The organism is Dorea sp. MB18-49, assembly GCF_023669465.1.
Taxonomy (GTDB): Bacteria; Bacillota; Clostridia; order Lachnospirales; family Lachnospiraceae; genus Dorea_A; species Dorea_A longicatena.
Window position 1 is genome coordinate 1 of the sequence record NZ_JAMOYX010000032.1, and the last position, 24,394, is coordinate 24,394.

Below are 24,394 nucleotides of genomic sequence, written 5' to 3' on the forward strand. Positions count from 1 at the left end.
GGAGCGAACTGTTTGAACCCCGTAGGGGTGAGTTTTGAGCGGAGACCCTTTCGTTCTTAGGGAAGGCGGACTGCCTTAGAACTTCTGCATCGTGACATCCAGCAACAAACACAATACCAAGTCTTTCCCATGGACCGGGGTAAGCCACGATGATGAACTAAATAGAAACTCACTCCCGGTTCTTATTATACACAAACATCCAAAGTGCCATCGCACATATGATCACATACCCCAACACGCTATACCTATCCGGCACCTGCCCGAACAGAAAGAATCCGAGGATCGTCGAAAAAATAATCTGCGAATAATCATAAATGGATATCTCTTTCGCAGGTGCATGATAATAAGCCGCCGTAATTCCGAACTGTCCGCCTGCAGCCGCAAGTCCCGCACCTAGAAGCGTTAAGATCTGCAAGCCGCTCATCGGATGGAAATCCAGAAGCAGATATGGCAGTGTAACCACACACGAGAATCCCGAGAAGAAGATTACAACCGAAGAACCTTTCTGTCCTCTCTGCCCAAGGATACGCACCATCGCATAAGCGATACCTGCACAGATTCCGCCACACAGTCCGATCAGGGATGGTACCAGTGCCATATTCGTAAATGTCGGCTTGATTACGAACAAACTTCCGATAAATGCTCCTGTAACCGCAAGTCCCTGCGCCGGGGTCATCTTTTCTTTCAGTAATAAAAACGAAAATATAATAACGAAGAACGGCGACATCTTATTCAGCATTGACGCATCTGATAATACCAGATGATCCACCGCATAGAAGTTACACAGGATACCTACCGTCCCAAATGTTGCACGCAGGATCATATACTTCAGATTGCCCTTTTCAATCTTAAATCCGTCTCTACTTCTTAAAATCATTACCAAAGCAATAAAAAAAGCGACCATATTTCTGAAAAAACTCTTCTGTACCGAAGGCAGATCACCGGACAGCCTTACAAATGCATTCATGAATGCAAATGACAACGCTGATAATGTAATAAAAAATATTCCTTTGTATCTGGAATTCATACTATACACTTCCTCATCATTTATTGTTTTTATATCTTATGCTATGCCAATTATCTTACCACGAAAAATTTTACATGTGAACATATCCGACTGTTGGACTTAATTTTATACAACCTTTTTACACTCATCTCTGCCATATTCTTTAAGTACCTAACACTTACAGATGCTGTATAGTTCTGTTCTTTTCCAGACTACAATTTCTTTACATTGTCATATTCCCCCATAAAACAATCTATCTGTTGATAGAATTTCAGACGCGGATATGATAAAATATTTCTGGATAACGAAAGGAGAAATGCAACGTGAAACCTCTCGAAACATTTATAGAACAACGCAAAGAACGCTTCGTCAAAAACAATCTGATGTCTGACGAATTTCTGGATTTTGTTAATAAAAATATGAAACCAATAGAGAAACAGATGTCCTATTATCAATGTGCCATCATGGAAGTAGAGACAAAATTCAAAGTATTAAACGAACAGTATTCCCTGGAATATGACCGCAATCCGATTGAAGATATCAAATCCCGTGTCAAATCCATGGAAAGCCTGATCAAAAAGATCCGTAAAAAGGATATACCGCTCACCCTTTCTTCTATTGAAGAAAATATCCATGATATTGCCGGTGTCCGTGTCATCTGTTCTTTTCCGGATGATATCTATATGCTTGCGGACTGCCTGCTTTCCCAGGACGACATCACACTTCTTGAGAAGAAAGACTACATCAAGAATCCAAAACCGGGCGGATACCGCAGTCTTCATCTGATCGTCAGTGTACCAATCTTTTTACAGGACGGAAAACGTAACATGACTGTAGAAGTACAGCTTCGTACGATTGCGATGGATTTCTGGGCAAGTCTGGAACATAAACTGCGTTACAAGAAAGATATCCCGGCTGACAAAGCAAAATATCTGGAGGATGAAATGCTTGCGTGCGCACAGATCAGTGCCGACCTGGATATGCGTATGCAGAATGTCCGTGATGTGATTGCTGAGAATACAACACCAGATGAGCGGCCTTTATTATTAAAAGAATTGTCATAAAAAGACATATTGAAAAATACACTAAAAAAAAGCACTGTGAAATCCGGTAATATTTCACAGTGCTTTGCCACTACGATATTCTAAAGTGCCCGACAATATCCGTTCTCTCCTGCAGGATATCTTCTTCATAATTCTTCTGATACGGATCATTATGATGAATCACATATGGTACACCTTCCACATTCCGTCTGTCAGAAATCACCCCGATATGATTCTTGAACACTACAATATCGCCGCCCTGCCATTGTTCAATGTCATTTACATCCATGGTCAGGCTGATCGCTGTATGTTCAAAATATATTTTCAGGTTCTTTACTCTTCGGAAATCAATATTTTTATCCGGCTCATCGATATCATAATCCTTCGGATTCTTCCTGATATCTTCGTCTACCAGTTCCCGCAGATCATATCCGCTTTTCTTAAGCGCATATCCGACAACATCTGTACAGACACCATATCTGTCATCCGGATAACCGGTCTGATAATATCTGCTCTTGTAAACCGGCCGCTTCTTCACGTAAACCAATGCATTCGTCAAAATATCGGTCTGATCATCCGTACCGTCACCATCTTTATCCACACTGCTATGATACGGTGTGATCTCTGTGCCGTTATATTCATTCTTTGGCCGGTCTGTCTTCGTCAATCCTACCACATCACGTCCTGCCAGGAATCCGCCAAAGGTCAGCCAGATGATAATAGCGATCGGAACTAAGATCCGGAATTTCATCTTTCTTGTCTTATGATGAAATACAATCATCCCGGCAAATGCACCAAATGCACCGCCGACAAACGCAATCCCTATCAACACTGCCTCTTTGATCCGCCACTGATGATGCATTGCTTTCGCTTTATCCGTTCCATATAAAATAAATGCAACAATATTTACTACAACGAGATAATAGGATATCGGTGTCGCCGCCGTAAGTAATTTTGCCATCTTCCGCTCCCCTCCTTCGCATCTCCATTGTATCTTACCTTTGGTTAGCTTTCAATCAGAAAACGGATATAATTATAAACTTCCGAAAAATCAATCTCACATTGTCCACCCCATATATATACTGGTACTTTAGAATCAAAGCCATAGATCACCGGATAATTTTCTTCATCAAAAATATATACGAATACACGTCTTCCTTCTATATCTACCATCCAATATTCTTTTACTCCTGCATTCGCATATTTCTGAAGCTTTATAACCATATCTCTTCTTCTCGTAGACTTTGATAATACTTCTAATATAAAATCCGGCGCACCATATATCCGATTCTTATATAGTTTGTCCCGGTCACATACAATCATCACATCCGGCTCCACGATCGTCTTATTATCACAGTCAAGCTGTACATCCAACGGAGCTATTAATGGTATGCAATTTCCTTTATTTTTGGAAATAAATTCAAGAAACCTTGCGTAAATATATCCTCCCACCATCTGATGTAATGTTTCCGGTGACGCCATATCATAGAGCACACCATCAATCAGTTCTGCTCTTTGCTCATCTGGAAGAGCGTAATAATCTTCTACCGTATACTCTCCTTGTCGCTTCACTGTATATGCTGCACTTGCATCCTTTACAACAGATGCATAATACCGTTCCATCGGCAAAAAAATTTTTTCCAAAGCCTTCAATGTATCATAACGAGGTGAAGTTGTCGTACCTCCAAAAATCTTCTGCACGGTTCCAAGTGGTACCCCGGAAAGCTCCGCAATCTGTTCATTGGTGTATCCTTTTTCCTTTTTCTTTTCTTTCATTTCTTGAATATTCATGGCGCACACTCCTTTATAACAAGCCTGGTTATACACCTTTTTAGAAGTAATACTTATTTCCTAGTATATATACTATCATATATTCCATTTATATTCAATCATTTTCAATCCATTTTTAATCCATTTTTAATCCATTTCATCAATCCACATCCAATATCCGGAAATGATTCCGCTTCACTTCGATCAGCCCGTCCTTCTGCATTTTCCCCAGTTCATTCGACATTGCCGACCGGTCTACTCCCAGATAATCTGCAAGCTGCTGCCTGTTATACGGAATATCGAACTCTTCCTTTTCACGCTCCATTGCCTGATAAGACAGATAAGACAATAGTCTGCCACGGATCGTCTTCGATGAAGTGTGAAAGATGCGTCTGGACAGATTCAGGTTCTTCTGCGCCGATATCGCAAGCAAGTTCTGCACCAGATTCTGATGAAACTCACACGCATTCGGACACACTTTTAAGATCTTTCTCACATCCAGAAATAACACTTCGCAGTCAGACATCGCAATTACATTGACCATCAGCTTCTCATCCAGTGCACAGGCATACGTCTCTGCGAAAATCTGACCTTCTTTTACATAATCCAGGACACTTCTGTTTCCCCAGATATCATCGTTTTCAATCAGGGCATTTCCTTTTAACATAACACCGATCAATGAGACAATATCCCCCGCATGAAAGATGATCTCATCTTTCTGGTATTTCTTCTTCTTCGCACTTAAGCAATTCAGCATAGAAGATACTTCTTCTTCCGTTGCCCCTGCGAAGATTTCTGTCTTTGTTAATGCTTTTAAATTCACGCTTTCCATTTTTGTTTCCTCTCTACATCATCGTCTGATACAGAAGCACCATAAGCGGCATCGTTATGATTGATAACAATGTCGTCATAACATTGATCGCACTGGCATATTTCGAATCATTTCCATACACCTGACACATCTGCGTGATCGTTGAAGCAGACGGTGTGATCACCGCAAGGAATACGATCAACAGTAATTTTTTTCCATCCGGATGTATGTTCACAAGCCCGCTTATTTTTAAAATTGCCAATGATATCACCGGTATCACGACCAGTCTCAGAAATGAAATAAAATACACTTTTACATTTTCAAATATATTCCTAAGATTCATCTCTGCGATCAGCATTCCCGTTACGATCATACTCGCCGGACCGATCATACTGCCCACAGAACTCAATGCCTGATCTACGATTTCCGGCAGTCTGATCTTTGTAAAGAATAATACAACTCCTGCAAATACCGAAATCATATTTACATTAAAGACAATCTTTTTCCAGTCCCACTTTCCTTCCCGGCTGATCGCATTCTTGCCATGTGTCCACAGAAATACCAGTTGGACACTCATGAACACACAACCATATAATACCCATTCTTTTCCCAGAATAAAAGTCACCAGCGGTACGATCAAATTACCTGAATTTGAATAATAGATGGATGTCGCCTCTACTTCATTTAGTTTCAATACCTTTCCGGCACCCCATACTGCTGCCAGTAATATAACCTGTAATAATACCGACGCTGCAAATACCAACAAAAGTTCCTTCACCTTTTCACTTGTATAATCCACCTGAAATGCATTGATGATCACACACGGAATAACTAGATATAATACAATTTTAGAAATGACTTTGCTGTCTTCTCCCTTTAACAATCCTGTCTTTACAATAATATATCCCATCAGGATCATAAGAAACAGTTCTGCGATCTGTTCCATTAAAAGTATACTGATTTCCATAATAATCTCTCTTTCCTTTTACAGTCCTACCGAAAATCATATACACTTTCCCGATGATTGTCAATCTCGCAAAAACCTGACATCCTTCTATTAATCATACTTATATTGACATGTTATTTATCATTCATATATTGATTCCTTCTATCTATAAGGCTATAATAGTGTTTATAAAAATATAAAACAGGCAGTATAAAATACAGGGAGGAACTTAAGATGAAATACAAGAATATTATTTTTGATTTTGGAAATGTAATCGGAAAATTTAAAGGAGACTATATTCTGGGGAAATTTGCTTCTACACCGGAAGATTATGATATTCTTGCTGATGCCATCTTTAAAAACTGGGTAGCTTTAGATGCCGGAACTATTGACTATGACCAGAATGCCGAAGATACGATTGCAGGCCTTCCGGACCATCTGAAAGATACTGCCCGTGATTTCTTCGAGAACTGGTTCCAGTATGTCGACCCGCTTCCGGAGACATGGAAATTCATCAAAGAATTAAAAGCCCGCGGGGTTCCGATCTACCTGCTTTCCAATGCCTCCACCCGTTTTGCGGAACGCGCACTGGAAGATTATCCGATTCTGAAAGAATTCGACGGCATCGTGTTCTCTGCTCCGCTTAAAATGGCAAAACCGGGGCACGATATCTATTATCATCTGTTCAATGAATTTAACCTTCTGCCGAGAGAATGCTTCTTTATCGATGACACGGTGGAAAATGTCATTGCAAGTAAAGAACTTGGAATGGAAAGCATCTTGTTTACGGGAGATATTGAGGCCGTTAAAAGGGCAATTGAGTTTTAATCAATTGCCCTTTTTTTATAAACGCTTCCCTGGTCACAATCATATGAATGATATATGGAATCAGAATAACCGGGCTTCTCAATTCCGTTACAGATACGCTTTACCATTGCCGCAACCATATTGACGGCTGTCGACACCGCACCGGGAATGATCAGAACTGAAATGGGAGGTGTCATAAATCCACTTCCGGATGTTATGTAAAAAAATACTTGATTTTTAGCTTTTCGTTCGGTATAATTCATATTCGGACAAAAACATAAGATGATTTTGGTTTAATTGGAAACGACACAAGTGTATGCTTGATTAACGAACAACACAAGTGTCTTTTTTGTACCCATTTTTAAATATTTACATAAAAAGGAGAACAAAAATTATGCCAAAAAATCTATTTCAAAACGTTATTTTTACATTAATGATGTCATTTCTGATGGTATACGTCATGATCTGCTACAATATTTGCCTGAATGTGGGAGGAATGAGCAACGAAGTATTCCTGATGGCTTTCGGCGAACTGAAAATCATGTGGCCGGTTGCCTTCGTTCTGGAATTTGCTTTCGTTGACAAACTTGCACATATGCTTGCCTTCCGTATCGTTACACCACAGGACAGACCAATCTTCATCACTCTTGCAATCTCTTCCATGATCGTATGCATCATGTGTCCTTGCATGAGTCTTGTTGCAACGATTCTGTTTAAGAACGCAGGAAATAATGTGATTGCTACCTGGTGTCAGACAACATTCATGAACTTCCCAGTTGCTTTCTTCTGGCAGATCTTCTACTGCGGACCATTCATCCGTCTGATCTTCAGAAAGATGTTTCCTGAGAAAGAAAACGTTGCCGCTTCCGCTGTAACCGAATAATTGATACAAAAAACCGAGCCTGTTTCTATACAGTGCCCGGTTTTTCTTTCTTCTTATTCTGTTCTTCCTGTCTATACAAAAAGCAATGCTATATTCAGCCCTGTTACAATCACAGCAATCACCAGAAGCAAAAAATTCAAACGTCTGCTGTTCACATATTTTCCCATTACCTTTTTCGAAGCCGTCAGATATATCTGTGTAAATATTGTAACTGGAAGCTGGACGGCAAGCAGCATCTGGGAATATACCAGACCTTCGAATGGCTGTCTGATAAACAGGATGATCACCGCCGCCGGAATCATCGTCAGCAATACTCCTCTTTTTGTTTCCTTTGTCTTAATATCATATGGCTGGTTAAAGATTCCGGAAAATATCGTTCCACCGGCCATTCCTGCAGTGATACTGGATGAGATACCCGCCAGCAAAAGTGCCAGTGCGAAGACCACCGTTGCCGCATTCCCCAACAAAGGCGACAGCATCTTTCCCGCAACAGTCAGATCATCCACCTGTTTTCCACTTCCGTTCTGATAAAGCGTCGCTGCCGCCATCAGGATCATCGCACTGTTGATTGCCCATCCAATGATCATGGAAAATAATGTATCTTTAAATTCATACTTCAACTGCTGCTCGATCACCGAACTGTCTTCCAGATTCCACTGTCTGCTCTGAATAATCTCCGAATGCAGAAACAGATTATGCGGCATCACCACCGCCCCTAATACGCTTAAGATCACCGGCATGCTTCCCGACGGGAATGACGGTTTCACCCATCCGACCACAGCTGCTCCCCAGTCGATCTTCGCAATTCCAACTTCGAATAAAAAAGAAAATCCAATCAGCGACACGAATAATATGATCAGTTTTTCTATTCTCTTATATGCATTCGTAAATGCACAGAATAATACCAGAACCAGGATCAGGATACTCCCCAGTCTGATTGGTATATGGAACAACATCTGCAGCGCAATCGCTCCTCCGAGTATCTCTGCCATCGCCGTTGCTACCGCCGCAAGCATTGCAGTCAGAAGTATCAGGTCTTTTAACAGCCTTGGCATATATCTGCTCGCCGCTTCCGACAGACACAGTCCGGTTGCAATTCCCAGATGTGCCGCATTATGCTGCAGTACGATCAGCATAACAGTAGATAATGTCACCATCCATAATAACTCATATCCGAAACCTGATCCCGCCGCAATATTCGAAGCCCAGTTTCCCGGATCTATGAATCCTACTGTAACCAGAAGCCCCGGCCCCAGATAACGCAGGAAATTAAGTGTCTTATTCTTGGATTGATTCTTGGATTTCCGCTTCATATATAATGAACTCCTTTACTTAGTAGAATCTAAGTTAGTTGCAACTAACTTAGATTCTACTAAGCATTTTCATCTTTGTCAATTCATTATATGAATATCATTTCTCATTTAGAAGCAAAACGCTGAAAAATCCGTCCTCACAGGTTAAATAGCTCTTGTGTATTTCTTCAGCCACTCCTGCTCTTCCTCGTTCAGGTAAGGAGCAATCACTTCGTATACTTTTGCATGATAATCATTCAACAGTTTCTTGTCTTCCTGTGTCATAATATCCGGATTGATCGCATCCAGATCCATTGGAATCAGGGTAATTGCTTCGAAGTACATGAACTGACCATATTCATTCAATGTTCCTTTGCAGGTCAACAGTTCGTTCTCCAGACGGATTCCGTGAGATCCTTCAATATAGATTCCAGGCTCATCTGTGATGACCATGCCTTCCTGTAATACTTCTGTCTCACCCTTACGATATTTCCAGCGGAAACCTGCAGGTCCTTCGTGGATGTTCAGAAGGTATCCGACTCCGTGTCCTGTACCATGGTTGAAGTTTAAGTCTCTGTCCCAGAATGGTTTTCTTGCAAGGATGTCAAGAATCATACCGGTAGAACCTTCCAGGAATTTTGCACTGCCAAGCTGTAAGTTACTGATCGCAACCAATGTGAAGTGATCTTTCATGATCTGCGGAACTTCGCCGAGTGCGTAAGTTCTGGTTACATCTGTGGAACCTTCATAGAATCCAGCTCCTGTATCCGTTAAGAATAACTGTCCTTCTTTTAACTCTACATCTGTCTCCGGTGAAGATGTGTAGTGTACGATCGCACCATGCTCTCCAAATGAAGAGATTGGTTCAAAGCTTGGACGGATAAATTTGCCCATCTCAGCACGGAATTCATCCAATTTATCAGATGCGCTCATCTCTGTGATCCTCATCTTGCCAACATTTTCTTTCAGCCATTTCATGAATCTTACATGCGCAACACTGTCTTTGATCTGTGCCTTGCGGATGTTCTCAATCTCAACCGGGTTCTTGATCGCTTTCATGAGAATTGCCGGATTTCTCTTTTCTACTGTCTTAACATTTTCAGGAATATTGTTGAACAATGCATAATTCAGTTTTCCAGGATCGATCATTGCAACCACATCACTGCCAAATTTCTTCACGTCTTCGTAAATGTCGTTGTATGGGTGTAAGTTTACGCCATCTTTTGCAAGTTCGGCTTTTAACTTGTCATCTAATTTTTTCTCATCGATATACAGCTCGAAACTGTCCATTGTGATGATTCCATAAGATAATACCAGTGGGAAGAAGTCTATATCATTTCCACGGATATTTAACGTCCAGCAGATGTCGTCGATCGTAGATACAACGTGCACATTGGTTCCTGCTTCTTTCATCTCTTCACGGATTCTTGCAAGTTTGCTTGCAACAGTTTCTCCGGCATATTTTACATCCAGATTAAATGCAGGCTCTTCGGATAATACCGGGCGGTCTTCCCAGATCTCATCGATTAAGTCTACCTGATAATTTACTTTTGCATTCTTCTTCCCAGCGATGGCTGCATAACCTTCTCCTTCACCGACAGATACGACTCTTCCGTCGAATCCAAGTGTCTCGCCTTCCTTTAATACCTCTTCAATATATGCATTCATCTCTGGCACACCAGGCTCACCCATTTTCATAAGTTCTACAGTTGTCCCCTTCAACTGTGCTGCTGCCTGGATGAAGTAACGTCCGTCTGTCCAGAGTCTTGCTTCTGTCTTTGTGATCACGGCCGTTCCCGCTGATCCAGAGAACCCTGTAATGAACTTTCTCGCTTTGAAATGTTCCCCAACATATTCGCTCTGATGAAAGTCTGCAGTCGGTACTACATACACATCAATGTTCTTTTCTTCCATACACTTACGAAGTGCGGAAAGTCTTTCTGGTACTGTCATGTTTTTGTTCCTCCTTGATATATACAGTGTATTGTTATTATAACGCATTTCTTATCATTAATCTTCTATTAAATCAGATAATTTTTCTTATCTTTCATAAGTAATACTTCTTTTGAATGGATGACAAAAAAAAGACTTTGAAATAGATTTTTCCGAATCCCTTTTAAAGTCTTTTTTGCTAATATTATTCTATTTATTTTTATATCCGTCCTGCTTTTCCAAGTTCCACCATCACCGGTGTAAGCCCTGCAACATCCCAGCCTTCAAAACTAATCATACATAATGCACGGAATAATAACTTCACCGTCTCAGATTCTTCTGTCTGATCTGCATGATACAATTTTGCTGCAGTCTGGCAGATTACCATCAGGATTGTATTCTTAAATGCTCCGATTTCTTCGGATTCTTTCCACAGATTCTCCATATCATAGTCATCCGTATTGCCACATGGCGCTGCACATGTTACACATCCCGGTGAGACTGTATATTTTTCATTTCTTACCTTTTCTAACATCTCACTCATATCAAAGATACTTGCCGACCAGTCTCCGGCCACCGTCAGTGCTTCTAAGAATACCCGGTTAGTGTTCTCTGTCTTTTCGTTATTCTCACAGGTTCTTGCAAGTCCGATGACTGCACCTGTCAGTTTCTGTCTGATCTCTTCTTTCACAATTTACCTCTCTTTCTTTGCCGGAATCACAAAGATAAATATCATAGAACTCACAAACAATAAAAACGGATAAAAAAGCTTCGGCATGATCTGAAATGCTGACACATTATATCCCAGTTCACTCGCCGCAGATATCGCAACCAGCATCTGTGCTCCATAAGGAATGATCCCCTGAAAAACACATGAAAATGTATCCAGTATCGAAGCTGCTTTTCTCGGTGTGATCCCATATTCTTCCGCCATATCCTTTGCGATCGGATTCGCCATTACGATCGCCACAGTATTATTCGCCGTTGCAATATCCATCGTTCCGACCAGAAGTCCCATACCAAACTGACCGCCTTTGCGGCCTTTGAATACTTTGTGGATTCCTGCCAGCAATGCATCAAAACCACCATATTCACGGATCAGTGCACACATCGCTGCTACCAGGATTGCCACCATACTCGTCTCGAACATTCCGGAAGCCCCGGAACCCATATTGGCAAGCAGATCTGTCGCCGCAATGTGACCGCCGGCCAGCATAATAATAGAACCAGATACAATCCCGATCAGAAGTACCACGAATACATTGATCCCGATAATTCCTCCTATGAGAACCAGTACATATGGAATAATCTGCACTAAGTTATAACTCTTACTTACCCGTCCTGCAATATCCGTCTGAAATGAAAGAACCAGGATCAATACCAGAGTTGCAATCGCTGCCGGAAGTGCAATTCCAAAGTTCTCCCGAAATTTATCCTTCATCTGGCATCCCTGTCCGTTGCATGCCGCAATCGTTGTATCCGAGATAAATGAAAGATTATCACCAAACATCGAACCGCCCATAACCGAGCCGATACAAAGTGCCATATCAAATCCAGATGCCTTGGATACGGACACTGCGATCGGCGTGATCAATGTAATTGTCCCAACCGACGTTCCCATGGCAACCGACACAAAACAGGCTACCACAAATAATACCGCAACTGAAAATCTTGCCGGGATCAGTGACAACATGAAATATGCCACACTTTCCGCACTGCTTCTTCCTACCACTCCGACAAATGCCCCCGCTGTCAGGAAGATTAGAAGCATTGTAATAATATTCTTATCCGCAAGTCCCTGTGCCATAATTTCCAGTTTCTCGTCAAAACTCACCTTACGATTCTGCAGACACGCCACCAGAATTGCCGCAAGAAATGCGATAATGATCGGGACATTATAGAATCCCATCGGAATCTTCATCACATATTCGAATAAAATTCCAAGTCCCAGATAGATACACAAAAATACGCCGATTGGCAGTAATGCTATTGCATTTCCTTTTTTCATTCTTTATCCTCTCATTCTTTCCAATAAACTTTTATGAACATTTCTTGTTCTTCCTTCGGCTTTTTCTACCCGATTCCTCCAAGTACAATTCCAAGAATTAACACAATAAAACATACCGGAACATAAAAATATTTACATACCGTATGATACCATGATACATATGGTTTCTCTCTCCCGGTATTGACCTGTTTTTCCACAAATGCCTTGCCACATACCCAGAAGAACATGATTCCCGCAAGTCCGGCTCCGAGCGGACAGATATAGATAGACAGTACGTCCATCCAGTCTGATACAATCCCCTGGATCAGGAGTGACACGACCACTCCCACGATCCCCGTAAGTGCACATGCCGGAACTCTTCCAAGCTTTAACTTCTCCTGCACTGTAGCAATCGGAGCCTCGTACAGATTGATCAGCGAAGTCATACCTGCAAGCAATACTGCGACAAAGAAGATGATCGCGATCAGCCATCCCCCAGGCATTCCTTTGATCAGATTCGGGAGAAAGATGAACAATAGTCCGGGACCTCCCTGATCCAACTGCGCTCCCGTTGTTGCCATCGCCGGAATGATAACGAGTGCGGCAAGAATTGCTGCAATCGTATCAAATAATGCAACTCTTCCTGCAGAAGCCGGAATGTCCTCTTCATCCGAAAGATAAGATCCATAGATCAATGTTCCATTTCCTGCTACAGACAGAGAAAAGAATGCCTGACCAAGTGCAAAGATCCACGTTGCCGGATCTTTGAATGCCTCTGGATCTACTCTGAAAATATAACGGTATCCTTCACTTGCTCCCGGCTGGAATCCGACATAGATTCCCAGAATCACGAACAATGCGAAGAATATCGGCATCATGATCTTATTTGCTTTTTCAATGCCGCTTCCGACACCTAACATCAGAATCAGCATACAGGACACAAGCGCAAGTATCTGCCATATATTATTACCAAATGCTGACGCCATCTTACCAAATGCCGCCCCGAATTCATCCACATTTTCAGGCGAAAGTGTTGCTCCTGTAAATGTTCCAACGGCATATCTTAGGATCCACCCCATTACAACCGTATATCCGATCGCCATGGCAAGTGATCCGAATACAGGAATCATCCCCAGTGCTTCTCCGACTTTTCTCTTTCCTTTTTTCTCACAGGCAATTCCAAATGCATCGATTGGACCGGCCTTTGCCGCACGCCCAAAACTCATCTCCCCGATCACTCCCGTCGAACCGATCAGTATTACAAATATAAAATATGGTATCAGAAATGAACCGCCTCCATACAATGATACTCTTGTTGGGAACATCCAGATATTTCCCATACCGACCGCTGAACCGATACAGGCACAGATAAATCCCCATCTGCTGCTAAATGATTCTCTTTTATTCATAATTTTCCCTCTCCAGCCATTGGGGACGGGGTTTTTGGTCTTTTTACTGTCCCTGCCGGCTCAAAATATTCCATACACATGGTAGATTTCTCTATTTTAGCATGATTTCTATAAAAACGTCAAAAAAAAGGGGATATAAACTTATCCCCTTAGTGTCGCCACCATCCTTTTCGGCATTGCAAGCACATCCAGTGCTTCCTCTATCGATCTGGTACAGATATCAACATTTGCAATCAGTCTTCCATACGCACCTTCCGCCTCTATAATTCCAACACTGAGTTCTGCTATCCTGCACATAGGCAGGTCATTCCGTCCGTTTCCTACTGCAATACACCGTTTTCCACCCAGTTGCTCTATGATTTTTCTTTTTTCTTCTGCTGCCGCATTACCAGGAAATGTCTGTATCTTTAACAGTAGTCCTTCACATATCTTTCTCGCAGTTCCATGTGTATCTGCTGTCAGAACATAAATCTCATATATTCCACTTAGCTTTTTCAGCCGTTCCTTTACACTTTCGGGTATTATGCCGTCTTTCGCAATAGTTCCGTTATAATCCAGAATCAGATATTTTAGATCCATCGTTTTATATCCGGGAATTTCTATTCTCATACGTTCTCCTTTACTCTTACATATACTGTATCTGCTCTCTTGCAGGTTCGGATGACGGATGCTCAAAGAATGTCTTTGTGTCTGTCACTTCCAGTACTCTTCCCTGATCCATAAAGATAATCTGATCTGCAATTCTTTTTGCCTGTGCCAGATTATGTGTTACGATCACAAATGTATATTTTCCCTTTAATTCCAGAAGTGTCTCTTCTATCGCAATGGTATTCTTCATATCAAGCGCAGAACACGGCTCATCTAACAGCAGAATTTCCGGATTCACACACAAACTTCTTGCTATGGCAAGACGCTGTTTCTGTCCACCGGATAATTTTTTTGCAGACTTCTTCAGTTGGTCTTTTATTTCATCATATAGTCTTGCTTTCTGCAGACACTCTCTGGTGATCCGCTCTATTTCTCCGGCTTCTCTAATTCCATGATATTTCAGGACGTATGACAGATTCTTCTCTATACTGTACGGAAATGCGATCGGCTGTTGAAATACCATTCCGATTCTGGTTCTTAATACTTCCGTTGAAAGTCCTTTAATGTCTTCGCCGTCAAGAATGATCTTTCCTTTATAAAAGCCGCCCTCCTCTTCTATCATTCGGTTTAATGTCTTTAAAAATGTTGTTTTTCCACAGCCGGATTGTCCTACGATTGCCGTAATCTTTCCTTCCGGTATCGTAAGACTGATATCATGCAATATCTCCTGTCTGCCGAATCCACAACTTATCTGTTCTATCGTTAACATATCAGTAATCCTTTCGTATATAAGTAATACATTTACATATGATCTGTATGAGCAGTAAGAATAACATCAGTACGAACGCCGTTCCATATGCATAATCCAGAGAAAATCCATTATTTACCAGCATATACAGATGATACGGCAATGACATAAATGGATCCGTAAGTTTTCCCGGAACATCTGCGACCATAACCGCACCCGTATACAAAATCGGTGCAACCGCTCCCATTCCGTATGCCATTCCAAGCGCCACCGTTCCAAGCAATTCCACTGCACAGACCGGAAGAATTAATCGTATGACCGCATATTCTCTGGACATTCCAAGTGCCAGTGAATTCTTCATGTATTCTGTTCCCTTTTCTTTCAGTATCTTTTCTGCACGGATTGCAATAAACGGCACGATCATAACAGCCACACAAATAGCTGAACATAAGAGACTTCTTCCCAGACCAAACTGATAGATCAACAACGTATAGCCGACCAGTCCGAACAGAATAGAAGGAATTCCGGACAGTCCTGTAATGCAGGCACTGATTACATGGTAAAATATACTTTTCCTTGTATAAAACACAAGATAAACAGCCACACCGATTCCGATGATTCCCCCCATGAGTGCCGAAAGTGCGCCAAGATAGATAGATCCCATCAGTGCCGGATAGATTCCACCTGCTGTTCCAAGCGGTACCCCCGCCGGCTTATCCAGAATAAACGAAAGACTCATCACATTCTTTCCCTTCCAGAAGATATACAAGAATAAGAACAACGTCACTGCAATTGTAAGAATTCCAAGGATCCCTGCCAGGATGCGTATCACATACTTTGTCAGTTTATTTTTCATGTTCTGCAAACCTCCTCTTCAACAACTGCCCTGCCAGTGTCACTACAACAAGTATCACAAGCAGCACAAGATTTGCCACATAAAGCACCGACAGATGTATACTTCCGTATTCAATGCTTCCCATCTCAAGAGCTGTCAGCGCCGGAAGCGTCTGCCCGCGTCCCAACAGCTTCGGGAAAATTGCAGAATTACCGATCACCATCATTACTGCCATCGTCTCCCCAAGCGCACGTCCGAATGCCATCATCGCACTTGCTACAATTCCCGGCCGGATTGCCGGAAGTATCACTTTGATCAACACATATTCTCTTGATAAGCCAAGTGCCAGTCCGGATTTTTCATATGTCCGTTTTGCATTTACTAGTGATTCCTGACATGTCGATACAACATACGGCAGAAGCATGATTCCCAGTACAATACCTGCCACCAGTACACACTGTCCCGCTGCCATCTTCAGATATTTTACAAATGCTTTTACCAGCACGGTTAATCCGATAAAGCCAAAGATTACCGATGGAATACCTGCTACCAAATCTATAAAGGCCAGGCAGACAGATGCAAGTTTCTTTGGCATGAAAAAAGTAAGAAAGCAGGCACATGCCACTCCCAATATCATCGCAAACAGTACTGCCAGTCCGGACACATACAAAGTACCTGTAACAGCCGGGAGAAGACCATACTGCGGGGCCGCACTTACCGGACGCCATTCCGATGACGGCAGAAACATTTTGATTCCTACTTCTCTTAATGCCGGAATACTTTCCATCAAAATATGTATCAGCATAATCCCCATCAGTGCCGCTACCACAAAAGCAATCATATATATCAAGACTTTACAAAATGTATTTGCTATTTTTCTGTACATAACAAAGTCCTTTCTTGCATACTTTGGTAAAAAAAAGGATGTATCTATACGACACACCCTTTTTCATATTTTTCTATTTCATTGGAATGAATCCCATATCTTCTACAGTCTTTTGTCCTGTCTCTCCAAGGATAACATCCAGGAATGCCTGCTGAACATCTGTCGGATCCCCTGAACCAACGATCAAAAGTGGTCTCTGGATAATGTAAGAACCATCAATGATATTTTCTTTTGTCGGCTCTACACCATTTACCTTCAGAGTAACTACTTTACCGGCGTTCTGATTTGCAACACCAAATGATGCATATCCGATTGCATATTTGTTATCAATGATATCCTGTACCAGTTCTCCCATAGAAGATGCCTGAATTGCTTCGCTGGATACCTCTGTATCACCCATGATGTTCTTCTGGAATACTTCATGTGCCCCACCATTGATATCACGTGTGATCACTACAACCTTTTCATCAGGAAGAGAAGGATCAAGATCCTTCCATGTTGCATATTTACCTGAGAATAATGAAACGATCTGCTCTGTTGAAAGATCATCCAGAACACCTGTTACAGGGTTTTCAGGATTAACAGCGATTGTTAATGCATCAATACCTACCTGATATTCTTTTTCGTCTTTAATTGCTTCTTTTTCCTCATCTTTTACACTTCTTGCCACCATACCAAATGTAGAAGTTCCATCGATGACTGCTTTTGTTCCCTGTCCGGATCCACCTGCTGATACATAGATTGCAATGTCTTCTTTTGGAAGTGATGAATCATATGCATCCCATGTTCCATATGTGTCGAAGAAATCTGTCGCAATCGATGTAATAACCGGTGCTAATGTAGATGATCCGTTAAATAAGATCTGGTTACTCTCTGTTTTCTTCTCTGTGCTCTCTGTCTTCTTTGTATCCCCAGAGTCAGAAGATGCCTTTTTGTCTGATCCACATCCTACAGCCATTGATGCAACCATGGCTGCCGCAAGAAGGACAGACATCAATTTCTTTTTCATAGATATTTTTCCTCCCATTAATAAATTTTATCTATATTGAATAGTATAGACTTGAATCCAATTATTTTCAAATTGATAATACCTATAAGCGCATCCACTTATAGGCATTATCAATATATTTATGTAAGTTTTTTCGGAATTTTGCCTTACTCTTTCAATTCTACCTTAGATTGCATCCAACGCATTCGAAATATCTGCAATCAGATCCTCTTTATCTTCCAGACCAAGACTGATACGAATCAGTTCAGCCGGTACTCCTGCCTCTTTTAACTGTTCATCCGTCATCTGTCTGTGTGTAGACGTTGCCGGATTCAGACAACAGGTTCTTGCATCTGCTACATGCGTCTCGATCGCACCAAGCTTTAATGTCTTCATGAAGATAGATGCTGCTTCTCTTCCACCTTTTAATCCAAACGATACCACTCCACATCCGCCGTTTGGAAGATATTTCTGTGCTCTTTCATAATATTTATTAGAAGGAAGTCCGGAATAGTTCACATATGCTACCTTTGGATGTGCTTCCAGGAATTCTGCGACTGCCTGTCCGTTCTCTACGTGCTTCGGCATACGTACATGCAGGGATTCCAGACCAAGGTTTAAGATGAATGCATTCTGTGGTGACTGCATAGATCCGAAGTCACGCATCAGCTGAGCCGTACATTTGGTAATGAATGCACCTTCTTTGCCGAATTTCTCCGCATATGTAATTCCATGATAGCTTTCATCAGGTGTGCAAAGTCCCGGATATTTGTCTGCATGTGCCATCCAGTCAAACTTTCCGCTGTCTACGATTGCACCGCCAAGTGCAGCTCCGTGTCCGTCCATATATTTTGTAGTCGAATGAGTTACAATATCTGCTCCCCATTCAAACGGCCTGCAGTTGACCGGTGTCGGGAATGTGTTATCTACGATAAGCGGCACACCATGTGCATGTGCCACTTTGGCAAATAATTCGATATCCAGTACGGTAAGTGCCGGATTGGCAATTGTCTCACCAAACATTACTTTTGTATTTGGCTTAAATGCTTCATTTAACTCTTCTTCTGTTGCATCCGGTGACACGAATGTTACATCGATTCCCATCTTTCTCATCGTTACATCGATCAGGTTAAATGTTCCACCGTAAATGGATGAAGATGCTACAATGTGATCTCCGCACTCACAGATATTGAACAGTGCGAAGAAATTGGCTGCCTGTCCGGATGAAGTCAGCATCGCTGCCGTTCCACCTTCCATCTCTGCAATCTTTGCCGCAACCATATCATTAGTCGGATTCTGCAATCTGGAATAAAAATATCCTGACGCTTCCAGATCAAATAATTTTCCCATATCTTCACTGGTTGCATATTTGAATGTTGTTGACTGTACGATTGGAATCTGTCTTGGTTCTCCGTTTCCCGGAGTATATCCGCCCTGTACACATTTTGTTCCTATTCTGTATTCATTCATGAATTTTCCTCCTTAGTGCATTTTTTTTCACGCACTCGCTAAATCATACCTTTTTAGTATACTTTAGCACTATACCGAGGAAATTTCAAGGAAAGATAATAAGACTAATTTATCGTCTTCTCAAATCATACAATGGGTTCTTGCCGAAGAACATGGGAATAAAGAAAAAACTGCCAAACGTCTTGGCATAAGCAGAAGCACTCTCTGGAGAATGTTGAAAAAATAAAAAAGAATCACAAACGGAAGAGGATGAAGTAATACGCCCCTCGTCTAATTAACAGGGAACATATTACTTCATCCTCTTCCACCTGTGATTCTTTTTATTTCATATTCATATTATTTACTCGATCGCATCCGTCTCAATCACAAATTTTACATTACCATCCATTGCTTTATCCTTACCGCTGAATGTATTGTATTTGCAATCTTCTGATGTCAGCACATCGATTCTGTCGATTACATCACCAAGTTCATCTTCTACTGTGCTCTTTAACTTGCTGGTTCCTTCTTTGTCAAATTTTGCCATGCCTTCTGCAAGCTCTTTTGCACCTGACTGAAGTTCGGAAGCTCCGCTTCTAAGTGCACCGCTGTTGGCTGCAAGTATTGCAGATCCGGAAGACATCTGGCTTCCCAGTGTGTTCAGTCCGCTTGCCAGCTGATTGGTTCCACTCTTTAAAGTATTCACACCGGCTACCAGTGTCGGGCTGTTAGATCTCAGTTTGTTTGCACCTCCTACTAAGGAATCATTATATCCACTTAACTGTGCGAATCCTTTATTCAATGCTGTGATTCCCTTGATTGCTGTCGGGAACTGAGCGGATGTTGCATTATTCAATGTTGCCAGATTGCTGTGCAGTGTTCCGATCGCACTGTTCAGTCCCTGCATACCTGCATTTAACTGATCTACACTTCCTGTCAGTGTACTTAACTGTCCTGCCTGTGCAAGAACACCTTCTGCATCTTCGATACTCTTCAACTGTTTTTTCAATTCCGGAAGAGCTTTTGACAATGCTTCTGAAGATTTCTGCAATGTAGCTGCATTTGTCATGATCGTTGCAGCACCGGCTTTTAATGAATCTACATCTATTGTCGGCATCTTTGTAGTATCAATGCCTGTTAACTCTTTGAGATTCTGTACGGAATCTGTGGAAGCCTTTGCGCTCTTCAGTGCAATGATCGAACTCTGTAATTGTTTTGCTTCTTCGGAATTCTTATCTGAGATTCCTGCATACTTTGCTTCCAGTGTTTTTATGGATTCTGCAATAGAATCGGAACTGTTCTTCGCTGCTGTCTTTGCAGCCTTAATCGTCTGATTATCAGAAGCAACTACCTCATTGATATTCTTGCATGCATTCTGTAATGCTCTCTGAGCTGCATCTATATTTTTCAAGGATTCCTGCATACTCTGTAATGTCTGGCCGATTGTTGTAAGTGGTTTTTCGATACCTTCCGTAAGTGTTCCGCTTAATGTCTTCGTCTCTTTCATCAGCGTATTTCCGGTTGTTACCATAGAATTTACCTGAGACATCAGACTCTTTACTTCTTCTGTTCCAAGTGCTGCTTTCATCTGTGCAGTTCCTGCCGCCAGTGCTTTGGATGCTGCCTGAAGGTCTTCTGTCGTTGCACCCTTACCATCTGTTGCAGCTTCAAGCTGTGAGATAGCGCTTTGTACCTGCTTCAGTCCTGTACTTAACTGTGTCAGCTGTGAAGCTCCGGCTGCCAGCTGCTTCTCGCCGTCTACATAACTGCTCACACCGTCTGCAAGTGTATTCACACCACTTGTATAATCCTGTACACCTTTGACAACTTTGTTTACACCATTCACATACTCTGTGACGCTGCCATTCAGCTCTCCGTTAGAACCAAGGTATTTCTGGATGCCGGCGTTCAATGTATCAACGCCTTCTGTATAGCTGTTCACACCATCTGCAAGTGTTCCTGCTCCATCTGCAAGTGTATCGGAACCACTTACTAACTGAAGTGCCGCATCCTCCAGATCATCCAGAGCGTTCTGAAGATCATCTACATTTACGATACTGTCCATATCCACATCATCTAACAGATCAGATAATGCAACAGTATAAGTAGAAGACATTGTAAAATCTTTTACATCTGCTTCAATACTTAAGCTTTCCGGAATCGTAACTTTGTCACTTTCTTCACTGCTTAAGTTCAGGCTGTCTTTTAATCCCGGCATTCCGAATCCGACCACGATATTCTTATTTCCATCGGAAATAATCTTGCCGTTATCAATCGTTACATTGCTGAATGTCTCATTCGGAAGTATCATACCTGTCATCATGACGAATGGTGTACATACTTCTGTATCTTTTCCGTCTACAGATACATTCTTCTTTTCATTATTCTTATAATCCACTGTGATCTTCAGGTGTCCGCTCTTTCCTTTTAACTCAGATGGTTTCATCTCTTTTCCATCCAGGTAATATTTTAATTTAACAGATACCGGAAGTTTCTTATCTGTCGTTCCCTGATAATAGATGTCCTCACCGTCTGTAGCCCAGGTCAGTTTATCTCCATCTGACGTATATTTTTCATCACCTTTTACATTCTTGATATCGCTCAGTGTACTCTCGTCTTCCAGATCTCCGGATACACTTCCTGAATTCTTAAGCCAGTTGGATACCGTTACTTTATCTGTCTTGCCGCTTGCTTTAGCATTCACATATACCGTCTCTTCTTTATATACCTCGCTGTTCGAAGTTCCATTTGCTGCGAAAGCTGGTGTCACACCCATCATCACTGACATTCCGACTGCTACAGATGCTGCAATTTTTCGTTTCATTTTTCTGTTCTTATTCATAATTCCTGCTTCCTTTCTTAATTATCATGGATTGTTAATAACAGGTTACTTTGCTTCACTTGTCTGTGCTTTTGCCTTTTTCCCAAGAAATCCGATGGATGTCTTGCAGATTAATTTGTCAAATATCATGAACATTGCCGGCAATACCAGAAGCACGACTACCATACTGATAATGGCTCCTCTTGCAAGCAATGTACAAATCGAACCGATCATTTCAACCTGAGAATAGCAGGCAACTCCGAATGTTGCAGCAAAGAAGCTAAGTCCACTGCTGATGATGGACGGCATACTCGTTTTATGTGCAATGCTGATTGCTTCCATCTTATCTTTTCCACGGCTTCGTTCTTTCTGATATCTTGTCGTCATCAGGATTGCATAGTCAACGGTTGCTCCTAACTGGATCGCACCGATAACGATACTTGCCACGAACGGAAGGCTGACTCCCTGATAGTACGGGATTGCCATATTGATCATGATCGCAAATTCAATAACCGCTACCAGGATTACCGGCAGTGAGATTGATTTGAAAATGATCAGAATGATTACAAATATAGCTGCGATCGAGATAATATTTACATTAACCAGATCAACATCTGTAACATCCTGCAGGTCTTTCATCAAAGGTGCCTCTCCGATGACCATTCCCGACTTATCGTAGGATTTTACGATCTTATCTATCTTTTTGATCTGTGTATTTACCGGATCTGTTGCGGATTCATATTTCGTACTGACGAATGCCAGTTCATAATCCTTACTCTGCATCATCTTACGGACATCCTTTGGGATCATGGAATCCGGTACGCTAGGACCGATCAGTGAACTCATGCTGATGGTCCATTTTACACCTTTTACTTTATCGATCTTCTTGAACATCTGCTGCTTATCTTTGGCACTCATGTTCTTATCCATCATGACGATGTGCATGTTACTTGTACCAAAGTCATCTTTTACTTTTTTGATCGATACATTACTGTTCAGTGTTGCAGGAAGTGAATCTGCAATGTTGTAGTAGATCTTTGTATGATTATTACCGTAAATTGCAGGAAGTAATAATACAAGAAATGCTACGATCCATACTTTATAATACTTTGTGATAAAAGCGGATGGACGATCCATGTTGCTTAACAGTAATTTGTGTCTTGTCTTTTCAATCGGCTTATCAAATACAAGGATCAGTGCCGGCAGGATCGTTACACAACAGATAACGCCGATCACAACACCTTTCGCCATTACAATACCAAGGTCACGTCCGAGTGCAAATGTCATAACACACAGTGCGATGAATCCGGCTACGGTAGTAACGGAACTTCCGACTACTGATTTGAATGTGTTGGCAATCGCATGCCCCATGGCTCTTTCTTTCTCGCCAGGGAATCTCTTCTTATTCTCTTCATAACTATTCAGAAGGAAGATGGAATAATCCATCGTTACGCCAAGCTGTAATACTGCTGTCAGTGCCTGCGTAATATAAGACGTTTCACCGAGTATAATATTACTTCCCAGGTTGTATAAAATCGCAAGCCCTATACTTAGCAGGAATAAAAACGGAACTACAAATGATCCCGATGTAATCTCCAGTACGACCAGGCTTAACAGTGCCGCGATCACTACATAGATCGGAAGTTCTTTCATTGCGATATTCTTAATATCTGTAACGATACCCGTCATACCACTGATAAAGCACTGCTTATTTGCGATCTTACGAAGCTGTGTCAGTGCCTCCATGGAATTATCGGATGATGTCGTATCATCGAACAATACCAGCATCATCGTGGCATCTCCATTGATAAACGCTTTTCTGATATCTTTTGGGATCATCTCAGTCGGAAGACTGATATCTGCCACATCGTCATACCAGAGTACATCCTGGACGTGCGGCACTTTTTCAAATTCCTTTTCCAGCTTCTGTACATCCTTCATATCCATATTCTCGACTGCGACCATGGAGAATGCACCCATTCCAAATTCATCTACCAGGATATCCTGTCCTTTTACCGTCTCCAGGTGATCCGGCAGGTAACTCAGCAGGTCATAATTTACTTTTGTCTTTGCGATGCCGATTACTGACGGAATAATTAATAAGACTCCTATAAGCAGCATCAGTATTCTGTGTCGGGCAATCCATTTGCCAACTTTGACCATTCTTTCCATCTCCTCTTATTTTCTTTATGC

At 41.7% G+C, this 24,394-nt stretch carries 23 protein-coding genes; 4 read left to right on the top strand and 19 right to left on the bottom strand.

Features of this window, described 5'->3' with window-relative positions:
- Window positions 1-169 precede the first annotated feature (169 nt).
- Window positions 170-1,027 (bottom strand): DMT family transporter, encoded by an 858-nt coding sequence (locus NCY30_RS09990; protein ID WP_055180733.1) that lies wholly within the window; start codon window positions 1,025-1,027, stop codon window positions 170-172.
- Window positions 1,028-1,329: 302 nt separating this feature from the next.
- Here NCY30_RS09990 and NCY30_RS09995 point away from each other — a divergent pair, with 302 nt between their 5' ends.
- Entirely contained in the window at window positions 1,330-2,070 is a 741-nt protein-coding gene (locus NCY30_RS09995; protein ID WP_022416458.1) for a GTP pyrophosphokinase, read from the top strand.
- Window positions 2,071-2,140: 70 nt separating this feature from the next.
- Here the strand turns inward: NCY30_RS09995 and NCY30_RS10000 are convergent, their stop codons facing one another.
- The 4 genes from NCY30_RS10000 to NCY30_RS10020 all read right to left on the bottom strand — a co-directional run bounded on the left by NCY30_RS10000 (window position 2,141) and on the right by NCY30_RS10020 (window position 5,597).
- Window positions 2,141-3,010 (bottom strand): DUF1287 domain-containing protein, encoded by an 870-nt coding sequence (locus NCY30_RS10000; protein ID WP_331476534.1) that lies wholly within the window; start codon window positions 3,008-3,010, stop codon window positions 2,141-2,143.
- A 44-nt stretch (window positions 3,011-3,054) separates the two neighbouring features.
- Window positions 3,055-3,840, bottom strand: a complete 786-nt coding sequence (locus tag NCY30_RS10010; RefSeq protein WP_022416456.1) for a Uma2 family endonuclease — start codon at window positions 3,838-3,840, stop codon at window positions 3,055-3,057.
- A gap of 139 nt (window positions 3,841-3,979) precedes the next feature.
- Window positions 3,980-4,651, bottom strand: a complete 672-nt coding sequence (locus tag NCY30_RS10015; RefSeq protein ID WP_284709565.1) for a Crp/Fnr family transcriptional regulator — start codon at window positions 4,649-4,651, stop codon at window positions 3,980-3,982.
- A gap of 13 nt (window positions 4,652-4,664) precedes the next feature.
- The gene (locus NCY30_RS10020) at window positions 4,665-5,597 is read right to left on the bottom strand and encodes an AEC family transporter (protein WP_250818706.1); all 933 of its coding nucleotides are present in this window, start codon (window positions 5,595-5,597) and stop codon (window positions 4,665-4,667) included.
- Between the two features lie 213 nt (window positions 5,598-5,810).
- Here NCY30_RS10020 and NCY30_RS10025 point away from each other — a divergent pair, with 213 nt between their 5' ends.
- A complete protein-coding gene (locus NCY30_RS10025) occupies window positions 5,811-6,404 on the top strand; it encodes an HAD family hydrolase (RefSeq protein ID WP_055180739.1) in 594 nt (197 codons plus the stop codon).
- On the opposite strand, the gene NCY30_RS10030 is transcribed toward NCY30_RS10025, so the two are convergent.
- A complete protein-coding gene (locus NCY30_RS10030) occupies window positions 6,401-6,580 on the bottom strand; it encodes a hypothetical protein (RefSeq protein WP_250818707.1) in 180 nt (59 codons plus the stop codon). The genes NCY30_RS10025 and NCY30_RS10030 overlap by 4 nt on opposite strands.
- Window positions 6,581-6,777: 197 nt before the next feature.
- On the opposite strand from NCY30_RS10030, the gene NCY30_RS10035 reads away from it, so the two are divergent.
- The gene (locus NCY30_RS10035) at window positions 6,778-7,266 is read left to right on the top strand and encodes a DUF2798 domain-containing protein (RefSeq protein WP_250818708.1); all 489 of its coding nucleotides are present in this window, start codon (window positions 6,778-6,780) and stop codon (window positions 7,264-7,266) included.
- A 71-nt stretch (window positions 7,267-7,337) separates the two neighbouring features.
- On the opposite strand, the gene NCY30_RS10040 is transcribed toward NCY30_RS10035, so the two are convergent.
- From NCY30_RS10040 to NCY30_RS10090, 11 genes are all read right to left on the bottom strand, one after another.
- Window positions 7,338-8,579 carry an Nramp family divalent metal transporter gene (locus NCY30_RS10040; RefSeq protein WP_006428063.1) on the bottom strand — a complete coding sequence of 414 codons (1,242 nt, stop codon included), beginning with the start codon at window positions 8,577-8,579 and terminating at the stop codon, window positions 7,338-7,340.
- 144 nt (window positions 8,580-8,723) lie between these two features.
- Entirely contained in the window at window positions 8,724-10,511 is a 1,788-nt protein-coding gene (locus NCY30_RS10045) for an aminopeptidase P family N-terminal domain-containing protein (RefSeq protein ID WP_250818709.1), read from the bottom strand.
- Between the two features lie 199 nt (window positions 10,512-10,710).
- A complete protein-coding gene (locus NCY30_RS10050) occupies window positions 10,711-11,181 on the bottom strand; it encodes a hypothetical protein (protein WP_022415117.1) in 471 nt (156 codons plus the stop codon).
- Between the two features lie 3 nt (window positions 11,182-11,184).
- Window positions 11,185-12,498, bottom strand: a complete 1,314-nt coding sequence (locus NCY30_RS10055) for a Na+/H+ antiporter NhaC family protein (RefSeq protein ID WP_055180748.1) — start codon at window positions 12,496-12,498, stop codon at window positions 11,185-11,187.
- Between the two features lie 65 nt (window positions 12,499-12,563).
- Window positions 12,564-13,886, bottom strand: coding sequence for a sodium-dependent transporter (locus NCY30_RS10060; RefSeq protein WP_173732851.1), 1,323 nt, complete (start codon window positions 13,884-13,886; stop codon window positions 12,564-12,566).
- A 141-nt stretch (window positions 13,887-14,027) separates the two neighbouring features.
- On the bottom strand, window positions 14,028-14,495 hold the full coding sequence (locus NCY30_RS10065; RefSeq protein WP_195369577.1) for an HAD family hydrolase: 468 nt from the start codon (window positions 14,493-14,495) through the stop codon (window positions 14,028-14,030).
- Window positions 14,496-14,511: 16 nt separating this feature from the next.
- Window positions 14,512-15,243, bottom strand: coding sequence for a phosphate ABC transporter ATP-binding protein (locus NCY30_RS10070; protein ID WP_022415120.1), 732 nt, complete (start codon window positions 15,241-15,243; stop codon window positions 14,512-14,514).
- Window position 15,244: 1 nt separating this feature from the next.
- A complete protein-coding gene (locus tag NCY30_RS10075) occupies window positions 15,245-16,078 on the bottom strand; it encodes a PstA family ABC transporter permease (RefSeq protein ID WP_006428056.1) in 834 nt (277 codons plus the stop codon).
- Window positions 16,068-16,943 carry a phosphate ABC transporter permease subunit PstC gene (pstC, locus tag NCY30_RS10080; RefSeq protein ID WP_022415122.1) on the bottom strand — a complete coding sequence of 292 codons (876 nt, stop codon included), beginning with the start codon at window positions 16,941-16,943 and terminating at the stop codon, window positions 16,068-16,070. The genes NCY30_RS10075 and pstC overlap by 11 nt, the downstream gene beginning before the upstream one ends.
- Before the next feature lie 73 nt (window positions 16,944-17,016).
- Window positions 17,017-17,952 (bottom strand): phosphate ABC transporter substrate-binding protein, encoded by a 936-nt coding sequence (locus NCY30_RS10085; protein WP_022415123.1) that lies wholly within the window; start codon window positions 17,950-17,952, stop codon window positions 17,017-17,019.
- A gap of 165 nt (window positions 17,953-18,117) precedes the next feature.
- Window positions 18,118-19,401: an O-acetylhomoserine aminocarboxypropyltransferase/cysteine synthase family protein gene (locus NCY30_RS10090; protein WP_006428053.1), complete on the bottom strand. Its 1,284-nt coding sequence runs from the start codon at window positions 19,399-19,401 to the stop codon at window positions 18,118-18,120.
- A gap of 127 nt (window positions 19,402-19,528) precedes the next feature.
- Here NCY30_RS10090 and NCY30_RS15365 point away from each other — a divergent pair, with 127 nt between their 5' ends.
- Window positions 19,529-19,627, top strand: coding sequence for a helix-turn-helix domain-containing protein (locus NCY30_RS15365; protein ID WP_238024875.1), 99 nt, complete (start codon window positions 19,529-19,531; stop codon window positions 19,625-19,627).
- 114 nt (window positions 19,628-19,741) lie between these two features.
- Here the strand turns inward: NCY30_RS15365 and NCY30_RS10100 are convergent, their stop codons facing one another.
- A complete protein-coding gene (locus NCY30_RS10100; protein ID WP_250818710.1) occupies window positions 19,742-22,222 on the bottom strand; it encodes a hypothetical protein in 2,481 nt (826 codons plus the stop codon).
- Between the two features lie 45 nt (window positions 22,223-22,267).
- Window positions 22,268-24,364: an efflux RND transporter permease subunit gene (locus NCY30_RS10105; RefSeq protein WP_173818318.1), complete on the bottom strand. Its 2,097-nt coding sequence runs from the start codon at window positions 24,362-24,364 to the stop codon at window positions 22,268-22,270.
- Between the last annotated feature and the right edge of the window lie 30 nt (window positions 24,365-24,394).

Bases quoted from the DNA above. Each gene is read 5' to 3' on its own strand.
- NCY30_RS10040 (WP_006428063.1), bottom strand. From the start codon at position 8,579: ATGAAGCGGAAATCCAAGAATCAATCCAAGAATAAGACACTTAATTTC.
- NCY30_RS10075 (WP_006428056.1), bottom strand. From the start codon at position 16,078: ATGAAAAATAAACTGACAAAGTATGTGATACGCATCCTGGCAGGGATC.
- NCY30_RS10105 (WP_173818318.1), bottom strand. From the start codon at position 24,364: ATGGTCAAAGTTGGCAAATGGATTGCCCGACACAGAATACTGATGCTG.
- NCY30_RS10085 (WP_022415123.1), bottom strand. From the start codon at position 17,952: ATGAAAAAGAAATTGATGTCTGTCCTTCTTGCGGCAGCCATGGTTGCA.
- NCY30_RS10100 (WP_250818710.1), bottom strand. From the start codon at position 22,222: ATGAATAAGAACAGAAAAATGAAACGAAAAATTGCAGCATCTGTAGCA.
- NCY30_RS10015 (WP_284709565.1), bottom strand. From the start codon at position 4,651: ATGGAAAGCGTGAATTTAAAAGCATTAACAAAGACAGAAATCTTCGCA.
- NCY30_RS10070 (WP_022415120.1), bottom strand. From the start codon at position 15,243: ATGTTAACGATAGAACAGATAAGTTGTGGATTCGGCAGACAGGAGATA.
- NCY30_RS09990 (WP_055180733.1), bottom strand. From the start codon at position 1,027: ATGAATTCCAGATACAAAGGAATATTTTTTATTACATTATCAGCGTTG.
- NCY30_RS10000 (WP_331476534.1), bottom strand. From the start codon at position 3,010: ATGGCAAAATTACTTACGGCGGCGACACCGATATCCTATTATCTCGTT.
- NCY30_RS10010 (WP_022416456.1), bottom strand. From the start codon at position 3,840: ATGAATATTCAAGAAATGAAAGAAAAGAAAAAGGAAAAAGGATACACC.
- NCY30_RS10025 (WP_055180739.1), top strand. From the start codon at position 5,811: ATGAAATACAAGAATATTATTTTTGATTTTGGAAATGTAATCGGAAAA.
- NCY30_RS10055 (WP_055180748.1), bottom strand. From the start codon at position 12,498: ATGAAAAAAGGAAATGCAATAGCATTACTGCCAATCGGCGTATTTTTG.
- NCY30_RS10030 (WP_250818707.1), bottom strand. From the start codon at position 6,580: ATGACACCTCCCATTTCAGTTCTGATCATTCCCGGTGCGGTGTCGACA.
- NCY30_RS10065 (WP_195369577.1), bottom strand. From the start codon at position 14,495: ATGAGAATAGAAATTCCCGGATATAAAACGATGGATCTAAAATATCTG.
- NCY30_RS10020 (WP_250818706.1), bottom strand. From the start codon at position 5,597: ATGGAAATCAGTATACTTTTAATGGAACAGATCGCAGAACTGTTTCTT.
- NCY30_RS10035 (WP_250818708.1), top strand. From the start codon at position 6,778: ATGCCAAAAAATCTATTTCAAAACGTTATTTTTACATTAATGATGTCA.
- NCY30_RS10090 (WP_006428053.1), bottom strand. From the start codon at position 19,401: ATGAATGAATACAGAATAGGAACAAAATGTGTACAGGGCGGATATACT.
- pstC (WP_022415122.1), bottom strand. From the start codon at position 16,943: ATGTACAGAAAAATAGCAAATACATTTTGTAAAGTCTTGATATATATG.
- NCY30_RS10045 (WP_250818709.1), bottom strand. From the start codon at position 10,511: ATGACAGTACCAGAAAGACTTTCCGCACTTCGTAAGTGTATGGAAGAA.
- NCY30_RS10060 (WP_173732851.1), bottom strand. From the start codon at position 13,886: ATGAATAAAAGAGAATCATTTAGCAGCAGATGGGGATTTATCTGTGCC.